The organism is Microbulbifer sp. 2205BS26-8 (genome assembly GCF_030731025.1).
Lineage (GTDB): Bacteria > Pseudomonadota > Gammaproteobacteria > Pseudomonadales > Cellvibrionaceae > Microbulbifer > Microbulbifer spongiae.
Genome location: NZ_JAVAMR010000061.1, coordinates 1 through 17341 on the forward strand (window position 1 = coordinate 1; position 17341 = coordinate 17341).

The 17341-nt window shown below is 44.9% G+C and carries 15 protein-coding genes and 3 pseudogenes; 6 read left to right on the forward strand and 12 right to left on the reverse strand.

Translation table 11 applies throughout. The features are described from left to right. Positions 1 to 1045: 1045 nt before the first annotated feature. Together Q5Y71_RS15020 and Q5Y71_RS15025 are read left to right on the forward strand one after the other, a co-directional pair. Positions 1046 to 3850 (forward strand): S-layer family protein, encoded by a 2805-nt coding sequence (locus tag Q5Y71_RS15020; RefSeq protein WP_306042923.1) that lies wholly within the window; start codon positions 1046 to 1048, stop codon positions 3848 to 3850. A gap of 176 nt (positions 3851 to 4026) precedes the next feature. Beyond that, positions 4027 to 4725 (forward strand): IS66 family transposase zinc-finger binding domain-containing protein, encoded by a 699-nt coding sequence (locus tag Q5Y71_RS15025; RefSeq protein ID WP_306042924.1) that lies wholly within the window; start codon positions 4027 to 4029, stop codon positions 4723 to 4725. Here Q5Y71_RS15025 and Q5Y71_RS15030 read toward each other — a convergent pair. The 11 genes and pseudogenes from Q5Y71_RS15030 to Q5Y71_RS15080 all read right to left on the reverse strand — a co-directional run. After that, on the reverse strand, positions 4615 to 5304 hold the full coding sequence (locus Q5Y71_RS15030) for an IS6 family transposase (RefSeq protein ID WP_306042939.1): 690 nt from the start codon (positions 5302 to 5304) through the stop codon (positions 4615 to 4617). The genes Q5Y71_RS15025 and Q5Y71_RS15030 overlap by 111 nt on opposite strands. A gap of 89 nt (positions 5305 to 5393) precedes the next feature. Next, positions 5394 to 5618 carry a tautomerase family protein gene (locus Q5Y71_RS15035; RefSeq protein ID WP_306042925.1) on the reverse strand — a complete coding sequence of 75 codons (225 nt, stop codon included), beginning with the start codon at positions 5616 to 5618 and terminating at the stop codon, positions 5394 to 5396. Then, positions 5605 to 6378 (reverse strand): hypothetical protein, encoded by a 774-nt coding sequence (locus Q5Y71_RS15040; RefSeq protein WP_306042926.1) that lies wholly within the window; start codon positions 6376 to 6378, stop codon positions 5605 to 5607. The genes Q5Y71_RS15035 and Q5Y71_RS15040 overlap by 14 nt, the downstream gene beginning before the upstream one ends. A gap of 84 nt (positions 6379 to 6462) precedes the next feature. Next, entirely contained in the window at positions 6463 to 6846 is a 384-nt protein-coding gene (locus Q5Y71_RS15045) for a carboxymuconolactone decarboxylase family protein (protein ID WP_306042928.1), read from the reverse strand. After that, positions 6843 to 8060: an MFS transporter gene (locus tag Q5Y71_RS15050; RefSeq protein WP_306042929.1), complete on the reverse strand. Its 1218-nt coding sequence runs from the start codon at positions 8058 to 8060 to the stop codon at positions 6843 to 6845. The genes Q5Y71_RS15045 and Q5Y71_RS15050 overlap by 4 nt, the downstream gene beginning before the upstream one ends. 73 nt (positions 8061 to 8133) lie before the next feature. Continuing rightward, positions 8134 to 8760, reverse strand: a complete 627-nt coding sequence (locus Q5Y71_RS15055) for a hypothetical protein (protein WP_306042930.1) — start codon at positions 8758 to 8760, stop codon at positions 8134 to 8136. Positions 8761 to 8777: 17 nt separating this feature from the next. Beyond that, positions 8778 to 9764: an aldo/keto reductase gene (locus Q5Y71_RS15060; protein WP_306042931.1), complete on the reverse strand. Its 987-nt coding sequence runs from the start codon at positions 9762 to 9764 to the stop codon at positions 8778 to 8780. A 17-nt stretch (positions 9765 to 9781) separates the two neighbouring features. After that, positions 9782 to 10450, reverse strand: a complete 669-nt coding sequence (locus Q5Y71_RS15065; RefSeq protein ID WP_306042932.1) for an HAD family phosphatase — start codon at positions 10448 to 10450, stop codon at positions 9782 to 9784. Beyond that, the gene (locus Q5Y71_RS15070) at positions 10443 to 11246 is read right to left on the reverse strand and encodes an AfsA-related hotdog domain-containing protein (RefSeq protein ID WP_306042933.1); all 804 of its coding nucleotides are present in this window, start codon (positions 11244 to 11246) and stop codon (positions 10443 to 10445) included. Before Q5Y71_RS15070 ends, Q5Y71_RS15065 begins: the two co-directional genes overlap by 8 nt. Before the next feature lie 255 nt (positions 11247 to 11501). Further along, on the reverse strand, positions 11502 to 11741 hold the full coding sequence (locus Q5Y71_RS15075; protein WP_306042934.1) for a hypothetical protein: 240 nt from the start codon (positions 11739 to 11741) through the stop codon (positions 11502 to 11504). 380 nt (positions 11742 to 12121) lie between these two features. Next, a pseudogene (locus Q5Y71_RS15080) lies at positions 12122 to 12409 on the reverse strand (DDE-type integrase/transposase/recombinase); the annotation flags it as partial. Positions 12410 to 12531: 122 nt separating this feature from the next. Between Q5Y71_RS15080 and Q5Y71_RS15085 the strand changes: the two are divergent. Beyond that, complete coding sequence (locus Q5Y71_RS15085; RefSeq protein ID WP_306042936.1) at positions 12532 to 13410, forward strand: transposase; 879 nt, start codon at positions 12532 to 12534, stop codon at positions 13408 to 13410. 35 nt (positions 13411 to 13445) lie between these two features. After that, positions 13446 to 13901 (forward strand): annotated as a pseudogene (locus Q5Y71_RS15090) (integrase core domain-containing protein); the annotation flags it as partial. A gap of 59 nt (positions 13902 to 13960) precedes the next feature. On the opposite strand, the gene Q5Y71_RS15095 reads toward Q5Y71_RS15090, so the two are convergent. After that, the gene (locus Q5Y71_RS15095) at positions 13961 to 14938 is read right to left on the reverse strand and encodes an IS630 family transposase (RefSeq protein WP_306042937.1); all 978 of its coding nucleotides are present in this window, start codon (positions 14936 to 14938) and stop codon (positions 13961 to 13963) included. Between the two features lie 53 nt (positions 14939 to 14991). On the opposite strand from Q5Y71_RS15095, the pseudogene Q5Y71_RS15100 reads away from it, so the two are divergent. Beyond that, a pseudogene (locus Q5Y71_RS15100) lies at positions 14992 to 15153 on the forward strand (IS1595 family transposase); the annotation flags it as partial. Positions 15154 to 16110: 957 nt separating this feature from the next. Further along, complete coding sequence (locus Q5Y71_RS15105) at positions 16111 to 17214, forward strand: endonuclease/exonuclease/phosphatase family protein (RefSeq protein WP_306042938.1); 1104 nt, start codon at positions 16111 to 16113, stop codon at positions 17212 to 17214. Positions 17215 to 17341 lie beyond the last annotated feature (127 nt).

Sequence of the window (17341 nt, forward strand, 5' to 3'; positions counted from 1 at the left end):
CGTTCTTGTATCTGAACTCGCGCAAAATGCGGGCTAGAACAAAAACCCCCGCAGATCCAGATGATTGCCACAACATATGCGCCTCTCCAGGGAGTTTGAGAAGGAGGCCCAGAGGCAAGCTCTCTTGCGTATGAGTGACCACACAGTTCTGTCACCTGAACAAACTGTCTACTTCTTGACGTCAATAGCCAAACTTGATGTTGGTAAACACTCACATCCTACCTATTGGACCGCAGATGCCCATGGTTACCTCCTATCTGATGAGTGATTTGGCTTAAACCCGCAATCGCCCACAGTCGCTGGTTTCGGACTTCACCGGTTGAGATATAGGGAACTGAACCCACACCCCCTTCCACCACCAGTCACAGAAGGTCAACTGTTCTCAGTTGGCCTTTTTTATTGCTGGCTCTTGCGTACTGTTGCAGGTCCTTGCGAACTGCCTCAGACTTCCTCAATACCACATTTCCACCACCTTCCAGTCAAATAGGCTCTCTCCGGGCAGATATTCTCTGCGGCTATCTGGGGCCCTGAATGCCGAAGTCCATAACCAGAGAGCAGGCAGACCTTTAAAAACCAATGAGTTAGCAATGGACTAATCAAGGGGTTTGTTTGGTGAATTGGTTGAGGTGAAGGACTTGCAGGATACCGATTGTCTGGCCTCCATTCACCACCTCAAATCAGTGCCGTCTTGAAATTGTCCCCTACGGAGTCGCTGCGTATAGCGGGAGGTCTTTTACCGCGCGGTCAGTAGCATGCGTGATAGGCTGGTGCCGTATTGCCGGGTTGAATCCGAGTTGTGCAACTTCTAATTTCTTATACACTTGGTGAAAGCACTCCTTTCGTATTTTTGCTTCTATTTTTACCGAAACCGTTGATCAAAAAATAGTGATTATTAAGGCATTGTCATTCACAGCACCGGCAGGCCTCACAATCAATCCATCTGCGCCATGATTGGCGTATTGGTTCAATAAAAACTTGTAACACGCGGACCAAGCCGTGGCTTAGCACTTTAATTTTTTAAATTATCGCAATGGAGTTCAGGAAAATGACTTTAAGACTCTTTTGGATTATTTTGCTCAGTGCCGTTCTGGCTGGCTGCGACTCCGATAGTAATAATAATAACAATCAGATCCCCAGACTGGTATCCATCTCAATATTTCCCGCAGGCAATCTGTCCCTGGCGCCGGGTGAGACACAGCAATATACCGCCCGGGCCAATTACAGCAATGGCACCACCTCCAATATTACCAACAGCGTGAATTGGCAAAGTGAAGATAGCTCGGTGGCCACCGTCAGTGGCAGCGGTGTGGCCACGGCCGTAGCCCCGGGTAGTACCCGTATCTTCGCCAGCTTCGCTGGTATTGTCAGCAACCGAGCGCCGATCACTGTGAGCGGTGCTGTGCTCACCAGTATTCAAGTGACGCCGGCGGTGGTGAGCCTGCCCATGGGCAACAGCCAGCAGCTCACTGCCCTGGGTATTTTCAGCGATGGCAGCACCACCGATATCACCAACAGTGTGACCTGGTTCAGTGACAACACCGCAATTGCCACCGTGGATAGCCTGGGCGAGGTGATGGCGGTGGCGGTGGGCAGCACCAGTGTCTCCGCCAGCCAGGACGGCATTGTCAGCAATACGGTTTCGGTGACCGTGACCGCCGCATTGACCAGTATCCAGGTGACGCCGGCGGTGGTGAGACTACCCACGGGCTACAGCCAACAGCTCACGGCCCTGGGGTTTTTCAGCGATGGCAGCACCGCCGATATCACCAACAGTGTGACCTGGTTCAGTGACAACACCGCAATTGCCACCGTGGATAGCCTGGGCGAGCTGATGGCGGTGGCGGTGGGCAGCACCATTGTCTCCGCCAGCCAGGGCGGCATTGTCAGCAATACGGTTTCGGTGACCGTAACCAATGCCGTATTGACCAGTATCCAGGTGACGCCGGCGGTGGTGAACCTGCCCGCGGGCTACAGCCAACAGCTCACGGCCCAGGGCAATTTCAGCGATGGCAGCACCCTCGACATTACCACCAGCGTGAACTGGGATAGCGACAACACCGCAATTGCCACGGTGGATAGCCTGGGCGAGGTGATGGCGGTGGCGGCGGGCGGCACCATTGTCTCCGCCAACCGGGACGGCATTGACAGCAATATGGTTTCGGTGACCGTGACCAATGCGGTATTGACCAGTATCCAGGTGACGCCGGCGGTGGTGAACCTGCCCGCGGGCTACAGCCAGCAGCTCACGGCCCTGGGTATTTTCAGCGATGGCAGCACCCGCGACATTACCACCAGCGTGACCTGGCTCAGTGACAACACCGCAATTGCCACCGTGGATAGCCTGGGCGAGCTGATGGCGGTGGCGGTGGGCAGCACCAGTGTCTCCGCCAACCGGGACGGCATTGACAGCAATATGGTTTCGGTGACCGTGACCAATGCGGTATTGACCAGTATCCAGGTGACGCCGGCGGTGGTGAACCTGCCCGCGGGCTACAGCCAACAGCTCACGGCCCTGGGCAATTTCAGCGATGGCAGCACCCGCGACATTACCACCAGCGTGACCTGGATCAGTGACAACACCGCAATTGCCACCGTGGATAGCCTGGGCGAGTTGGTGACGGTGGCGGCGGGCAGCACCAGTGTCTCCGCCAACCGGGACGGCATTGTCAGCAATATGGTTTCGGTCACCGTGACCAATGCGGTATTGACCGCTATCCGGACCCTGCCAGTGTTGGACCTGCCTGCGGGCTACAGCCAACAGATCAGGGTCCTGGGCGATTTCAGCGATGGCAGCACCCTCGACATTACCACCAACGTGACCTGGATCAGTAACGACGCCTCAATTGCCACGGTGGATAGCCTGGGCGTGGTGATGGCGTGGGCGGCGGGCAGCACCAGCCTCACCGCCAACCGGGACGGCATTGTCAGCAATATGCTTTCGGTCACCGTAAACAATGCGGTATTGATCCGTATCGATACCCCGTTAGCGGTGAGCCTGCCTGCGGGCTACAGCAATCAGTTCACGGTCCTGGGCGGTTTCAGCGATGGCAGCACCCTCGATATTACCACCAGCGTGAACTGGTTCAGTGACAACACCGCAATTGCCACAATTGCCACGGTGGATAGCCTGGGCGAGCTGATGGCGGTGGCAGTGGGCAGCGCCAGTGTCTCCGCCAGCCGGGACGGCCTTAGCAGTATATTTCCGGTCACCGTAACCAATGCGGTATTGACCAGTATCCAGGTGACGCCGGCGGTGGTGAACCTGCCTGCGGGCAACAGCCAGCAGCTCACGGCCCAGGGTAGTTTCAGCGATGGCAGCACCGCCGATATCACCGACAACGTGAACTGGTTCAGTGGCGACACCGCAATTGCCACCGTGGATAGCCTGGGCGAGGTGGTGACGGTGGCAGTGGGCAGCACCAGTGTCTCCGCCAACCGGGACGGCATTGTCAGCAATACGGTCCCGGTGACCGTGACCACCGTATTGACCAGTATCCAGGTGACGCCGGCGGTGGTGAACCTGCCTGCGGGCAACAGCCAGCAGCTCACGGCCCAAGGTATTTTCAGCGATGGCAGCACCGCCGATATCACCGACAACGTGAACTGGTTCAGTGGCGACACCGCAATTGCCACCGTGGATAGCCTGGGCGAGGTGGTGGCGGTGGGCAGCACCAGCCTCGTTGCCATTCAGGGGAGTATTCTCAGCAATGGGGTCTTCGTGAATGCCAACTTGATCCATAAATGGCGGCGAGAGGCAGTGAGTAAACAGAAGCGCACGGAGCAGAAGTTTGTCTCTATACCTCTGCCTGCACCAGGGGAGCTTTATCTGGGGCAAGCCATGACAGGGTGAACGTGTCATCCTTACATCAGAGCAGTTACAGGCACTGGTCATTGGGCTGCCGTGACATCAGGTCGGCCGCGATAACCGCATTGTCATGCTCTAACCTACCGCGTTGGCCAACACGCCAGTGTGAAAGTCCCATCTGGTAATCACGACCGGCGGTAGAGTCTGGCAGCATAGCCTCCATGACGACACCGCCGGATCTCAACAATCTCAATGCCAACCAACTGCGCCAGCTTGCGGCGCAGTTGCTGACTGAGTCGGCGGAAAAAGAGAAGCGGCTTCACAACCAACAACTGCTGAACGACAAGCTCAAACACGAGCTGGCCATCCTCAAGCGGCACCACTTCGGCAAAAGCAGTGAAGTACTGAACGTTCATCAGGCCAGCTTGCTGGACGAACTGGTGGATGCAGATATCGCCGCTGTAGAGGCGGCACTCGCTCGACCATCTGAGCCCACACACCAGGCGGTGAAGCGCCAACCCAAACGGTCGTCGCTGCCGCCGGAGCTACCGCGCAAGGTCATCGAACACGAGCCCGAGTGCACCCGGTGCGACTGTGGTTGCCAACTCCAGCGCATCGGCGAAGACATCAGCGAAAAGCTGGATTACACCCCCAACACCTTCACCGTGGAACGCCATATCCGTTTTTATTGCTGGCTCCTGCGTACGGTTGCAGGTTCTTGCGAACTGTCTCGGACTTCCCCATCCCCTCATTTCGGCTCTGTCGCAAACTTCTCGTTTGCCAGAAATACACCTATGGCCTGGACGCAATTATCCTGCGAGCGCCATGAATTGTTGATAGGTGGGGGTACCCTCTTGGTTCAGCTGCCCTTTGCGAATCAAATGGGCAGTTTCGATACCATCAATTGTGGCCTGAGCTGAATGAAACGCCTTGAAACCCATCATTGGCTTGGTTATCCGTTTAATGAATCGGTGATCTTGTTCAATGATATTGTTCAGGTATTTGACTTGCAGGATATCAATGAGCAAGAACCAGAAGCTGAAGAGGAACAGGCAAAAATTTATGTTTTTCAGTCCTGCTAGGTTTGCTCCGCTTTTATCCATGACTACTTTTTCAGGCAAGCCATTATTGCCGATAGCTCTATCAAAAAAGGCCGTAGCAGCCTGCTCATCTCGAGCTTCAGACAACATAAACTCAATGGTATTGCCGTGTTTATCAATGGCTCGATACAAGTAGACCCACTTACCTTTGACTTTGATGTAGGTCTCATCCATTCTCCACGAAGTAGCTACGCTACGCTTTTGTTTTTGCGCCTGTTCTGCAATCAGCGGAGAGTAGCGGACAACCCAGCGATTGAGTGTGGCGTGATCAACGGTGACGCCGCGTTCCTGCATGATCTCTTCAAGGTCTCGGTAAGAAACCGAATAGCGCACGTAAAAAAAGACTGCGTACAGGATCACATCTTTTGGGTAGTGGGCACCTTTAAAATTGATCAAAATTCAAGCACTCAAAGCCAAGATTAGGAAAATAGGGTGTCTTTTTACTAGAGAAGCAAGGAGAGTACAATCTTTGCAACAGAACCTTCTAGTTATCCATCATATGCCTTTCTTCGGCTCTTAGATTGGAACTCTGTATCATCCCCTGTTACACCTGCATCAGCCCATAGACTAGGCTCTACTTCTTCCATATACACGGATATTTTGTCTAAAGGCACACCGGTTTCTTCATGCAATGTGTGAGTTAGTTTCTTAAGTAGAGATTGTTTCTTTTCGATATTCTCTGACTTCCAAGTTGTTAATTTAATAATCGGCATTACTGTCTCCGCTTTTCAATTCCAGATGATTTTTTAGCTTTAACTGTGCGTGAATATCGCCACCTAATCCATGAATACCAATTGCACCGCCATGACAACTTTGACTACTCATGAAAAGAATTACGATATTTATTATCTTATTTTTTTTGCCGGTTGTTCGGCAAAAGGGAGTTTTCATTAATCTTTTGTATTCTGCGCAACCTTTATCATCCGTAATAAATGCATTCGGAACACCTAATGGCCCAGGTCTCGTTGGACTAGATGGGTTTAGATCCTGCTCTCTTAACGCCATCACTGTATAAAGACTGTTTGGTATTAATCCTTCAAAAGATGCTTCGAACCATGCATCTTGATTTGGCATTACTTTAATAGATAAATTACCTTTGGCCTGAATCCATTGGGCCAACGTGATTGGTGTATCGTATTGCCTTGAATGTTCTTCAATATAATCTGGAACAGCCATATTTAATGGCAAGCTATCCCGTATCACATGATGTGCAGAAGGTGCTTGCTCAGGTGCGAACAACATTGGATAGTTGTTAACTGGTAAAGGCAAAGGAAGAGTATATAATTCCATCTCTAAATCTGAACTACCAGCACTAAAATCTAAATATCGCTCAATATGGTATGGCTGAATTTCTCCAAAAGGAGGTAACTCTGTTTTTTGAGAAACAATCGCAGCCCCCCACTTCGGAATAGTCTGGCCTTCTACTTGTTCATTGATATAGCCAATCACGACAAATTCTTTATTTTTGTTCATGATTTCACTGGGTGGGTATAAGGGCCCCTGAGTTGTTAACTCTAATTCAAAGTAATATGTCATAGCTTAAAGCTCAAATAAGATTTACTGACTTTCCCACTGTAAAATAACTTGCTTATAAACAGTTATTGCATTCATACAAGCTGGAACACCAACATAAATCGCCATCTGTATAACAATTTCTATCAATTCATCCTTTGTTACTCCCACATTTAATGCAGCACGCATATGCAATTCAAGCTGGGGCATAGCCGTACCCAGACTGATCAATGAAGCAACCGTGAGCATCTCTCGAGTTTTCAAATCTAATCCCGGACGAGCTAGTACTTTACCAAATGCATAGTCTGTAATTAGTTCTGAAAGCCCTTTATCAAGTTGAGATAGGTTATGAGTTACTCTATCTGCCAGTCCTTGTTCAAGCTGATCCATGATCTTTCTACCTTGGTCGGTGAGAGAGTGTTCATTCATATAGCATTTCCTTCTGACGCTGACAAATTATTAACATTCAACTTTCGGGTATACAAACCAATGACAGGAACTGTAATAAATATACAGATACCCGCTACCGTCATCAGTAGAGACAGTGAGAATTTTGAGACTATCCAGGCTCCAAAAAAAGCACCCGATCCAATAGCAGCATTAAATATACCGACATAAATAGCAGAAGCAGGAAACGCATCTTGTTTTGCTGTCGTTAGTACCCATGTTTGCAATCCAATAAAGATTCCGGATGTGGTTATACCCCACAAAACAACGAAGCATAGTACTAGCTCGATAGGTAAAGACTTTTCAAAACTTCCTAAAAATAGTAAAGATACCGAAGAAAGCGTAAATGAACCAAGCAGTACCAAGTTTCGATATTTATCAATCAGAATACCTGTTATAAAATTGCCTATTATGCCTGCGACACCAAATGCAAATAGCGCGATTGGAATCCAATTTGATCCCACGTTAATTTCAGACGAAAGAAATGGTTCAATATAAGTAAAGCCGCAGAAGTGCGCAGTGATACCAATAAATGTCACAAAATATATCATTAGAAAATTTTTATTTTGAATAATACTTTTAAGTGCTTTAATTCCAATCAATCCAGATGTGGGCACAGTTGGAATAATGGCTAAAATTCCAAGTAAAGCAATTAAGCAGAGAAGTGCTATTAGAAGAAAAGAAGACTGCCATGTTAAAAACTGAGCCATAGTACTTACAATAGGAACACCAAAAACACTAGCAGCAGAAACACCACCAAACACGATTGAGGTTGCTAAACCGATTTTATCTTCTGGCACCAATGACATAGTAAACGCACCAATCATTGCCCAAAAGGCTCCGTGTGCAATAGCACCAATAATTCTAGCAACAACCAACGTGCTGTAGGTTTCTGATGTCGCACAAACAATATTTGATATTAGCAATAACGACATTAAGAAAATAAGTAAGCGCTTTCTAGGTAGACCACCCAAAAGAACGGAGCTCAATAAAGCACAAAATGCACCAATCCATGCATAAACACTTACTGTAACACCAATCATTGATTCGGACTGCCCTAGACCCTCTGCCATAGGCGTTAGTAGACCGATTGGTGCAAGTTCTGCTGTTACTATCGTAAATGTGGATATAGATAATATGCTAATAGCAAACCACATTTTTCTGACAGAAGAAAAATAATTTTTATTATCCGCCATATTTAACCCAAAGATGAAGTAGTTGAAATAAAGCCTTTTAACATGTTTATCATTGAAGAAGGTATAGTTTCAATTAACAACGAGCATATACTCTGGCAAATAGCCCGTCTTTACCTCCCACAATGTAACGGTCACCAGCTTCCTTCACTATGCCTTGGTATCTTTCTGTTAGAAAGTTTTGTTTCATATAATCTTTCGTATTACCTTCAAAGGTAGACATAAAAAGAACACCAGGCTTGGTGCTAAACACGGATTGGTATGCTAGGAAACCGTTTATACTATCTGAATTTTTAACAACATCATATATTGTGTTTTCGCGCCATTCTCTATATTCATCAAATACACTAAGAGGTACTTCTATATATCTTAGCTGTAACTTTTTGTCCGTAGGCAAAAGCTCTCCTGTCGGTCGAACAACATCTAATAGTTCAACTACTTGCTGATGCCAATCGCTTTTTAAATAGCTATAAAAAAAATCTGGCAATTGATCCTTAAGTTTAATTATCTCACTAAGTTCAGATATATCATCAATGGAAATTAATTCTAAAAATCTAGCTGGCTCATCCTCACAACGATAGGCAACACGTTTAATTTTCTTAGTGCCAACTTCATATTTCTGGTGTTTCCATGCATCCCATGCAACTTCAGATCGAGCTGGATCAACAATAATCTCATTACATACAACTAATTTGCTTTCCATATATCCTCCGATATTAATTAGTAACGATCACCTTTTGCTTGGTATTTTGAGCTAAGGTCTGACAACAAATTGAATTCTTTTTTGGTTAATTTAATACTTTCAGCTGAAATATTTTCGCTCAAATATTTCAATTGCTTTGTACCTGGTATTGGAACAGCGCCGGTCTCGTGAACCCAAGCTAATGATAACTGAGCTAACGTGCATTGTTTTTTGTTAGCCAACTTCTCCATTTCTTCCACTAGCTGTAAGTTAGTAGGAAGATTATCATTACTAAATCTTGGTAGGTTTTTCCTAAAATCATTGTCTTCAAACTGATTTTTATTTCGAATTAATCCACTAAGCAGTCCTCGACAAATTGGACTATATGCTACGAAGGTAATCCCAAGATTAGAACATGTCTTAAACACATCGTTTTTTTCAACATCTCGCGTCATAAGCGAGTATTCTGTTTGCAATGCACTAATGCCATGCTCACCCTTCGTAAACTCCAGCAGATAATCATGAGCCATCACCAAGTACTCTGCGCTGATTTCGGACAGCCCTAAAGATCGTATTTTTTGTTTATCAATTAACTCGGCCATTTTTTTCATTGCTAAGCGTATTGATTGTTTATCCTCAACCACCCGATGAATATAATAAAGGTCGATGTATGTATTGAGACGGTCCAAGCTTTCAGAACAACACTTTTCAATATATTCAGGTGTATTGTTCCATGTACGCATTTTTGGATTAATTCTATCACGGTAAATACCACACTTTGTCGAAATTACTAATGATTCTCGAAACTCAACATCTGTAATTGCTCTACCAAGCAGGATTTCGTTTTCTCCATAGCCATACATATCAGCAGTATCAAAGAAATTGACACCTTTCTCTATAGCCTTGTGAATTACAGATATTGAATTTTCATCGTTTGTAGCACCGTAGAATTCAGACATTCCCATGCAACCCAATCCTTGCCGAGAAATCTGGATATTAGTATTTCCAAGATATATGCTTTTCATATGTATTTCCTATGAAGTTAATGTACTTCTATAACTTTCCAGTGCTTTTTACGAGCAACTTTCATTAAACTGTCACAACCTTCTACAGCCACAGGATTTTGACAGATTTCCATAAAATCAAGGTCTGATATATGATCACCGTATGCATAACTAGCAAGATCGTAATCTTCAAACTGACTAAGAAATTTTTTAACACGATCTTTTTTGTATTGGCCAATAGATCTAAGTTTTAATTGCCCGGTTACTTTTCCATCAAGTGTTTCCAACTCGGTACAAAGTATGTCATCCACACCAAGGTAATTGGCTATCGGTTCCAAGCAAGGACGAAATGAACCGGACACAAGTACAACTTTATGACCTTTTTCTAAGTGCTGATTTAATGCTTCTATAACTGGCTTAATAAAAAAGCCTTCATTTCTAGACATTTTCTCAAACCAATATTTTCCCAATTCAAAAAGGTTAAAATAATCTTCTCCCGCATAGCTCTGGTAATACAGTTCGTTTATTACATCGCGCTTAACACCTTTTTGAAATAGGGTCTTAACTTCTTCGATTTTAGATGTATACCTTTCTAAATGGTCATCTTCAAAATTTAATTTGTAGAATTCGAAAAGAAAGCTAAACATGCTTTTATCTTGGATAATGGTTTCATCGACATCAAAAAAAGCGATTGTTTGACTAAGCATTGAATTTACGATTCTCTGCTATTGAAGGCCCAGCTTCGCGTAGCGTATTAACTTGATTTTCTATTGCCACACGCGCCAATTCCGACTCCCTATGTTGGATAAATGTTTCTTGGTATGCCGTAAATTGAATTGATATCTGCGTAACCAGCTGGCCATTCTGATGAAACCGTGATATGCCTGTTCCTTTAATGGTTCCATTTTTATTTTTAGAGTAGTCGCATATCTCGTAGTCGAGCTGGCATTCAACTGGAAATACAAATTGTTTAAATGCTACGTGTATCTCATTTAGTACAAAGTAAGATTTATATTTGTATTTGTCGTCTAGCAGAAACTCTTCACTTACTGACAGCATCATTTGCCTAGCTGCTTCAATTAAAGCCATTCCTTGTATATGCTGTCCTGTCATGTGGTCGCTTAGTTCAGCCGAACCATCTTGAATATAGAATTTGCTACAGTAATTATTCTCATTTTTACGAACTGGAGCAGAAATCATGATGTTATCTTTATTATGCTTATGCACTCTTGATTGATTTTCATCACATGCAAGGTCCTGAATATCATTAGGAATCAAAAGATTTAAGCTTCTGCTTTTTTGGTTTACTATTTCTTGAATATCGAGAAATTCACTAGAGCTAACACCCTGACCCAAATGTATGTCATAACTGCCAATAAAGTCCTGCTGAGCCATATCTTTAAGCTCATTCACAGTAATTACATGAAAATTAGACTGTGCGAATGCTTTAAACCTGTTCCCGACTATAATCAATGTATCTCTATTCAATGTATCTCTATTCATGATGGTAATGCCTTGTGAATAAACTAATTAGGCTGACTAATTTGCCTTTAGTCCAGTTTTCTTGTTAAGCATGTGCTACAGAATATAGTCAAAAAACCTTTGGAAAACTGCAAGATTTGGCAGTTTTCAAACTGGTACATGCCCGCAAACCCTACACAGAAAATAAAAGACTTACGCACTCCATTTGCGGCTTCAAGGGGAAGAATTTCCTCTCGTTTAATGTCCCCCGGGAAAGCCGTAGATATAATTGTGTTCCTATGGCAAGCAGCCAAGAACATCGTCCTTAATGCAGACTAAGAAACTATGGCGAGAACAAAAGTAGAAACCGGTAAGGTGGTTATATAAAAATTCGTGATTAGTTAAAATAGGGCTTCGTTGCAGAGTTTCGGCTGCTTCCATATATTGCAGGTTTATATTATCTTCAGAAAGTGCTTGTTGAGAAAACAAAATTAATAAAAGTGTAGTTATTGTACCAATTAAATTTTTTAGTTTCATGGTAATTTCCTTTTATTGGTCAAATTATATTTGATATCCTTAAAGGCTAATGAAAGCTAACTAGCATTTATGTTATATCTTATTGTTGTGCAGAAATCAACGGTGTCCGGTTAAAAATCACGTATACTTCAGAAGCATTGGCATCAGCTGGCGTTCATAGAGCTTGAGTTATAACCGAATCTGGTGTTTAAGTGTTTGAAAAAAGCAGCGTATCTGGTTGATTTGTTGTCGCCAAACAATGAAACCAATCAGGAATACGACGCTATGGATAAGAATACCGTTGTTGAGTTTACAGGTCGACAGGAATTAGCTGACCCACTGACAGAGGTTCTGTCGCAAACATCTCGTTTACCAGAAATACACCTATGGCCTGGACGCAATTATTCTGCGAGCGCCATGAATTGTTGATAGGTCGGGATACCCTCTTGGTTCAGCTGCCCTTTGCGAATCAAATGGGCAGTTTCGATACCATCAATTGTGGCCTGAGCTGAACGAAACGCCTTAAAACCCATCATTGGCTTGGTTATCCGTTTAATGAATCGGTGATCTTGTTCAATGATATTGTTCAGGTATTTGACTTGCAGGATATCAATGAGCAAGAACCAGAAGCTGAAGAGGAACAGACAAAAATTTATGTTTTTCAGTCTTGCTAGGTTTGCTCCGTTTTTATGGTTCTGTTGCAAAGATTGTGAGTTATAACCGAATCTGGTGTTTAAGTGTTTGAAAGAAAGCAGCGTATCTGGTTGATTTGTTGTCGCCAAACAATGAAACCAATCAGGAATACGCCGCTATGAATAAGAATACCGTTGTTGAGTTTACAGGTCGACAGGAAACCGCAGACCCGCTGACTGAATTGCTGCGCCGGGGCGCACGGGAGCTTCTACAACAGGCGATAGAGGCCGAGCTGTCCACTTTCATGGAGGGGTTTAAGAATCGCCGCCTGGACGATGACCGTGCTGCCGTTGTTCGCAATGGCCACTTGCCTGAGCGCGACATACAGACCGGGATTGGCCCCGTAAAGGTGAAGGTACCGAAGACCCGCAGCAAGGATGGAGAGCCGGTAACCTTCCGCTCAGCCCTGGTACCGCCGTATGTGCGCAAGGCCCGCTCGTTGGAGGCGGCGCTGCCGTGGTCATACCTGAAGGGCGTTTCAACCGGCGAGATGGAAGAGGCCTATCCAGAGACGCGCCAGCAGCGTTGCTGGGTACACAAGACGGCCAACGTTCTCAACAAGTTGCCAAAAGCGGGCCAACCTAAAGCCAAGCGCTTCCTGTACGACATTTGGCAAGCTGAGACAAGGGCCGATGCGGAGAAGGTGTTCGACACGTTTATCGAGACGTACGAAGCCAAATATCCGAAAGTTGTCGAGTGTTTGCTAAAGGATCACGAAGAGCTGATGAGCTTCTACGACTTCCCGGCAAAACACTGGCAGAGCATCCGGACAACGAACCCGATCGAGTCGACGTTCGGGACAATACGACACCGGACCAAGCGCTCGAAAGGCTGTCTGTCGAGAGAAGGAATGCTACACATGGTGTTCAAGCTGGGAATGTGTGCAGAAGAAAAGTGGAGAAAGCTCCGGGGCTTTGACTACCTTGCCAAGGTCATCACCGGAGTGAAGTTCAAGGATGGAGAAGAGGTATCAACCGTTGACCAAAGCGCTGCATGATCAAGCCTGTTGAACACCAGAATTGACAATAACTCAAAGTGGCACACTGCAAGCTGTATACAACAAAGACGCCAATCACTGCAGCAGACCTTCTGAATGACCGTGTGCTGCCATTCTACGCTTCGCATGAGCTACCTGTGCTGCGCATCCTGACTGATCGTGGCACCGAGTACTGTGGCAAGCTGGAGCAGCATGATTATCAGCTGTATCTAAGTGTGAATGAGATTGAACATACGAAGACGAAAGCCCGGCATCCACAAACGAATGGTATCTGTGAGCGATTTCACAAGACTATTCTGCAGGAGTTTTATCAGCCGTCACTACGACGCAAGATTTATGGCTCGCTGGAGGATCTGCAGATGGATCTAGACGAATGGCTCAATTATTACAATAATGAACGAACCCACCAAGGCAGGAAGTGCTGTGGCCGTAGGCCAGTACAAACGCTTGAAGATGGCAAAAAGATCTGGATGGAAAAGTTCGTGAACTGAACCTGACCTGACAGAGCACCGTCAGAAAAACCGGTAACTGTCAGATTAAGTCTGAACTACTACATTTTATTCTTCTTGATGCTCTGCAAATCTTTGTCGGCGCGAATCATTAACGACTCACCTTCTTTTAGCGGCTTCTTTGAAGTCCCTATGTTTCTCATGTGGTTCCATACCAGTTCATCTGGGTTCAGGTCTGGCGCATATGGGGGCAAGAATACGATCTCAAGCCTTCCATCTTGTGATTCGACATAGTCAAGAACTTTCTTCGATTTGTGTACTGGGTGGCCATCTACAATGAGGATCACCGGACGTCTTTGGCTTCTTTGGAAATCTTTGAAGCACTCCACACACTTATCTGCCGTGAATTTTCCACTGTAAATGTGGTACCAAAATCCACCTTTATTTGATAACGCAGAGATCGCATTAATCGATTGCCTTTGTCCGCTGGTTTTTACTATCGGAGTCTTCCCTCTTTCTCCCCACGTCCTTTGCAGCGGGTCGTCAGACCGGATGCTTGCCTCATCCAGCCAGAATATCTCTGCGCCAGTCTTTTTCGCATATTCCTTGACCTTGGGGTAGACATCCTTCACCCACTTTTTAACTGCCTCTTCATCCCGCTCGTAGGCTCTGCGCAACGGCTTTTGTGGAGTTAAACCCAACCGATACAGAAGCTCACCGACGCTGGTTATACTAAGTTCAATACCAAATTTCTCTCGAATCAGATCTGACACGATTTGGCGTGTCCACAACCCAAAGTCAAAACCGTATTGCCTCGGATCACCACCAATAACCCATCGTTTGACTTCTTGCTCCTCAATAGGTGACAACTTTCTGCCGCGCCCAGGCCTTGCTTTGGGAGCCAAAGCGTCGATGCCTTTTTCCCGTGCAGTTTTCAACCATGAGAAAATGGTTCTACCACCCAGCCCTAAGCTACGAGTAACCTCCGCCGCCGACTCACCATCAAACACCCGCTGCACGGCTATTTTTCGTATGAGATGCTGTTCTTCTGTGCTAAGTTTTCTGGCGTCATATTTCATGCGCGCCATGATATCATAATGTATTGATTATTTCCGCTCCGCTAGTAACTCCCTACCATGCGATACGACCGAAATATGCACAGCGCTACCTGGCGGAGTTCCAATATCGTTTTAACCGCAGGTTCGACCTGTGTGCACTTATTCCCCGGCTTGTCTACGTTTCTCTCCGGACGCCGCCAATGCCGGAAAGATTACTGAAGCTCGGCTTAGCTTAGATGGTAATTAGGAAATATGAAGTTTTGGTTAAAATTTTTCAGTAATACAAGTGAAAAATGCTCTGGCTGACAGGCAAGTAAATCATTCGGAATGGAAAGCAGAAAAATCAACCGTTGAGTTGAAAAATACGTAAACACACACATGTTACAGATTGCTTACAGAGGCGCTTTAAAGCATTAAATCAGTGCCATTTTTTTAATGGGGTAAAACACCGGCCAGCTGCCTGAAAATCCACTAACCCGGATATTGGAAAGACAGTGCAAACAGAGCGCAAGGTAAAATTCAAGAGTGCTGAGGCAGGCCAACGGGATAGTGGAGATGCCGTAAAACCGACAACCACGATGTAGTTTTTGGAGCCAAAAGGTGCCCTCTTGTCCGGTGGTTATGGGATTGCCTCCAGGCTAGAGGGCACAGCTTGGTGGGCGCAGGCAGGGAGCCCGAATCGATGATTTCGCTGTTGAGCCTGGTTGGCAGTTTGCGAGCATCTTTACTACTGATGCCCGCTCTAATTACTTTAAATTGTAAGCGATTTTACCAAGCAGTGAGTGAAGACTCTATTTGAGGCATTCAAGTTGGGTCGTTGGTGTCCGGGCCATAGGTACGTTTCAATCATAGGGAAAATTTGCGACAGAAGCTCTGCAAGACCGGTGAACTTTGCGACAGAACCGGAGAATGTCCACTCAGGGTTCCCGAAAGGCTGACAATCTTTGTAATAGAATCGTAATTATTTTGAAAAAAAAATAGATTAGCCTAACCAATATTCTCTAGGTAATTTTTCAAATATTAAGATGAAAAACATGCAGCTATCCCTCAGTGCCTTAGCCTCCCCAAAAAGCTTCCAAAGCTTATTTGAACCCATCGATGCATTCTTTAAAAGAAATTTTGCAACCCTAAGCTTTGCATAAAATGTTTATGCAGTTGTATTAGTTAAAGTATGAAACTTAAGGATTATAAACTTGAAACAATTAATGATTAAATACAGTAGCTTTATTCTTCTTCTTTCTATAGAAATTGTAGCTCAGGAGAATTGCCTTAAAGATAACGAAGACTATATAACGCTAATTAACTGGAATGCTTGGGAATTAGGGCAATATAATAATTATCCTTACTATGAGGTAAGGAAGAGGTTGTTGGATTTAAATCCTGATATTTTGACAATTCAAGAAGTTAAAAGATGTGGGTTTGGCTTTTACTCTTTGTTGAGAGATGATATCGACTTCAACGACGAGAACATGTGGTGTGCAGAAAAATATGCATATCCAGGGAAAGGAAATGGAGCGGCTGGATCATATGGTATTGGTATCGCCAGTAAATATCCAACTCTCAAAAGTAAAATAATAAAAGAGATAAATGGTAGAACAGTTTTGGGCGTTAAATATGAAGTACATAACACGCCTGTTTGGATTTGGTCCGCCCACGCTGCATTCGTGAAGGGGCCTAGCGACACCACACGTTTAGAAGACTTTCACGCAATTAACGAAATAATAAATTTACATAATACAAATTCAGAGCCTGTGATTCTATCAGGAGACTTTAATGCTGATAGAGACAGACCTTGGGGAGAAAATGACCCGGAAAGAGGAGAAATGGCAGTATTCTGGGATAACGGATTTAAAGACGTCTGGCGTGAAGTGTACCCAGATATTGAGACTAAACCGGGATATACCTATTACAACATAAGCCGTATTGACTATATACTAACAAAGAATTTACCTAAAAACTGGAGTATATCTGATATTAGAGTGCTGGATAACATCTGGTGCGATATTGGAGTTGATAACAGAAGTAAAGATATAAATTGTGATAAAGAAGAATCTGTAGACCATAATCCTATTTATTTAAAAATCAAAGTATTGGAGGATAGTTATGACTATGCCTTCCCTGATGGTATAAGAAACTACAAGGCTGGAACTAAAGTTTTATCTAAAGACGGCAACGTATATCAATGCCGTAGTTTTCCGTATTCTGGATATTGCAAACAATGGAATATTGGCGCCAATCAATACGAACCAGGTAAAGGTATACATTGGCATATGGCGTGGGAAAAAATTGACCCCTGAATTCACATATCAGCCAGAGCTCAGGAGAGTGTAAATTAAATTGTGTAACTGCTCATGCCTCCGTACTCTGAATCGGAGAATACCATGAGCAAAACCATGAATAATCAGGATTTCGAACAGCAGCGAA

What these genes read in the sequence shown, in the direction of transcription:
- Q5Y71_RS15020 (WP_306042923.1), top strand. Translation starts at nt 1,046, where the DNA reads ATGACTTTAAGACTCTTTTGGATTATTTTGCTCAGTGCCGTTCTGGCT.
- Q5Y71_RS15025 (WP_306042924.1), top strand. Translation starts at nt 4,027, where the DNA reads ATGACGACACCGCCGGATCTCAACAATCTCAATGCCAACCAACTGCGC.
- Q5Y71_RS15035 (WP_306042925.1), bottom strand. Translation starts at nt 5,618, where the DNA reads ATGCCGATTATTAAATTAACAACTTGGAAGTCAGAGAATATCGAAAAG.
- Q5Y71_RS15040 (WP_306042926.1), bottom strand. Translation starts at nt 6,378, where the DNA reads ATGAACAAAAATAAAGAATTTGTCGTGATTGGCTATATCAATGAACAA.
- Q5Y71_RS15045 (WP_306042928.1), bottom strand. Translation starts at nt 6,846, where the DNA reads ATGAATGAACACTCTCTCACCGACCAAGGTAGAAAGATCATGGATCAG.
- Q5Y71_RS15050 (WP_306042929.1), bottom strand. Translation starts at nt 8,060, where the DNA reads ATGGCGGATAATAAAAATTATTTTTCTTCTGTCAGAAAAATGTGGTTT.
- Q5Y71_RS15055 (WP_306042930.1), bottom strand. Translation starts at nt 8,760, where the DNA reads ATGGAAAGCAAATTAGTTGTATGTAATGAGATTATTGTTGATCCAGCT.
- Q5Y71_RS15060 (WP_306042931.1), bottom strand. Translation starts at nt 9,764, where the DNA reads ATGAAAAGCATATATCTTGGAAATACTAATATCCAGATTTCTCGGCAA.
- Q5Y71_RS15065 (WP_306042932.1), bottom strand. Translation starts at nt 10,450, where the DNA reads ATGCTTAGTCAAACAATCGCTTTTTTTGATGTCGATGAAACCATTATC.
- Q5Y71_RS15070 (WP_306042933.1), bottom strand. Translation starts at nt 11,246, where the DNA reads ATGAATAGAGATACATTGAATAGAGATACATTGATTATAGTCGGGAAC.
- Q5Y71_RS15075 (WP_306042934.1), bottom strand. Translation starts at nt 11,741, where the DNA reads ATGAAACTAAAAAATTTAATTGGTACAATAACTACACTTTTATTAATT.
- Q5Y71_RS15085 (WP_306042936.1), top strand. Translation starts at nt 12,532, where the DNA reads ATGAATAAGAATACCGTTGTTGAGTTTACAGGTCGACAGGAAACCGCA.
- Q5Y71_RS15095 (WP_306042937.1), bottom strand. Translation starts at nt 14,938, where the DNA reads ATGAAATATGACGCCAGAAAACTTAGCACAGAAGAACAGCATCTCATA.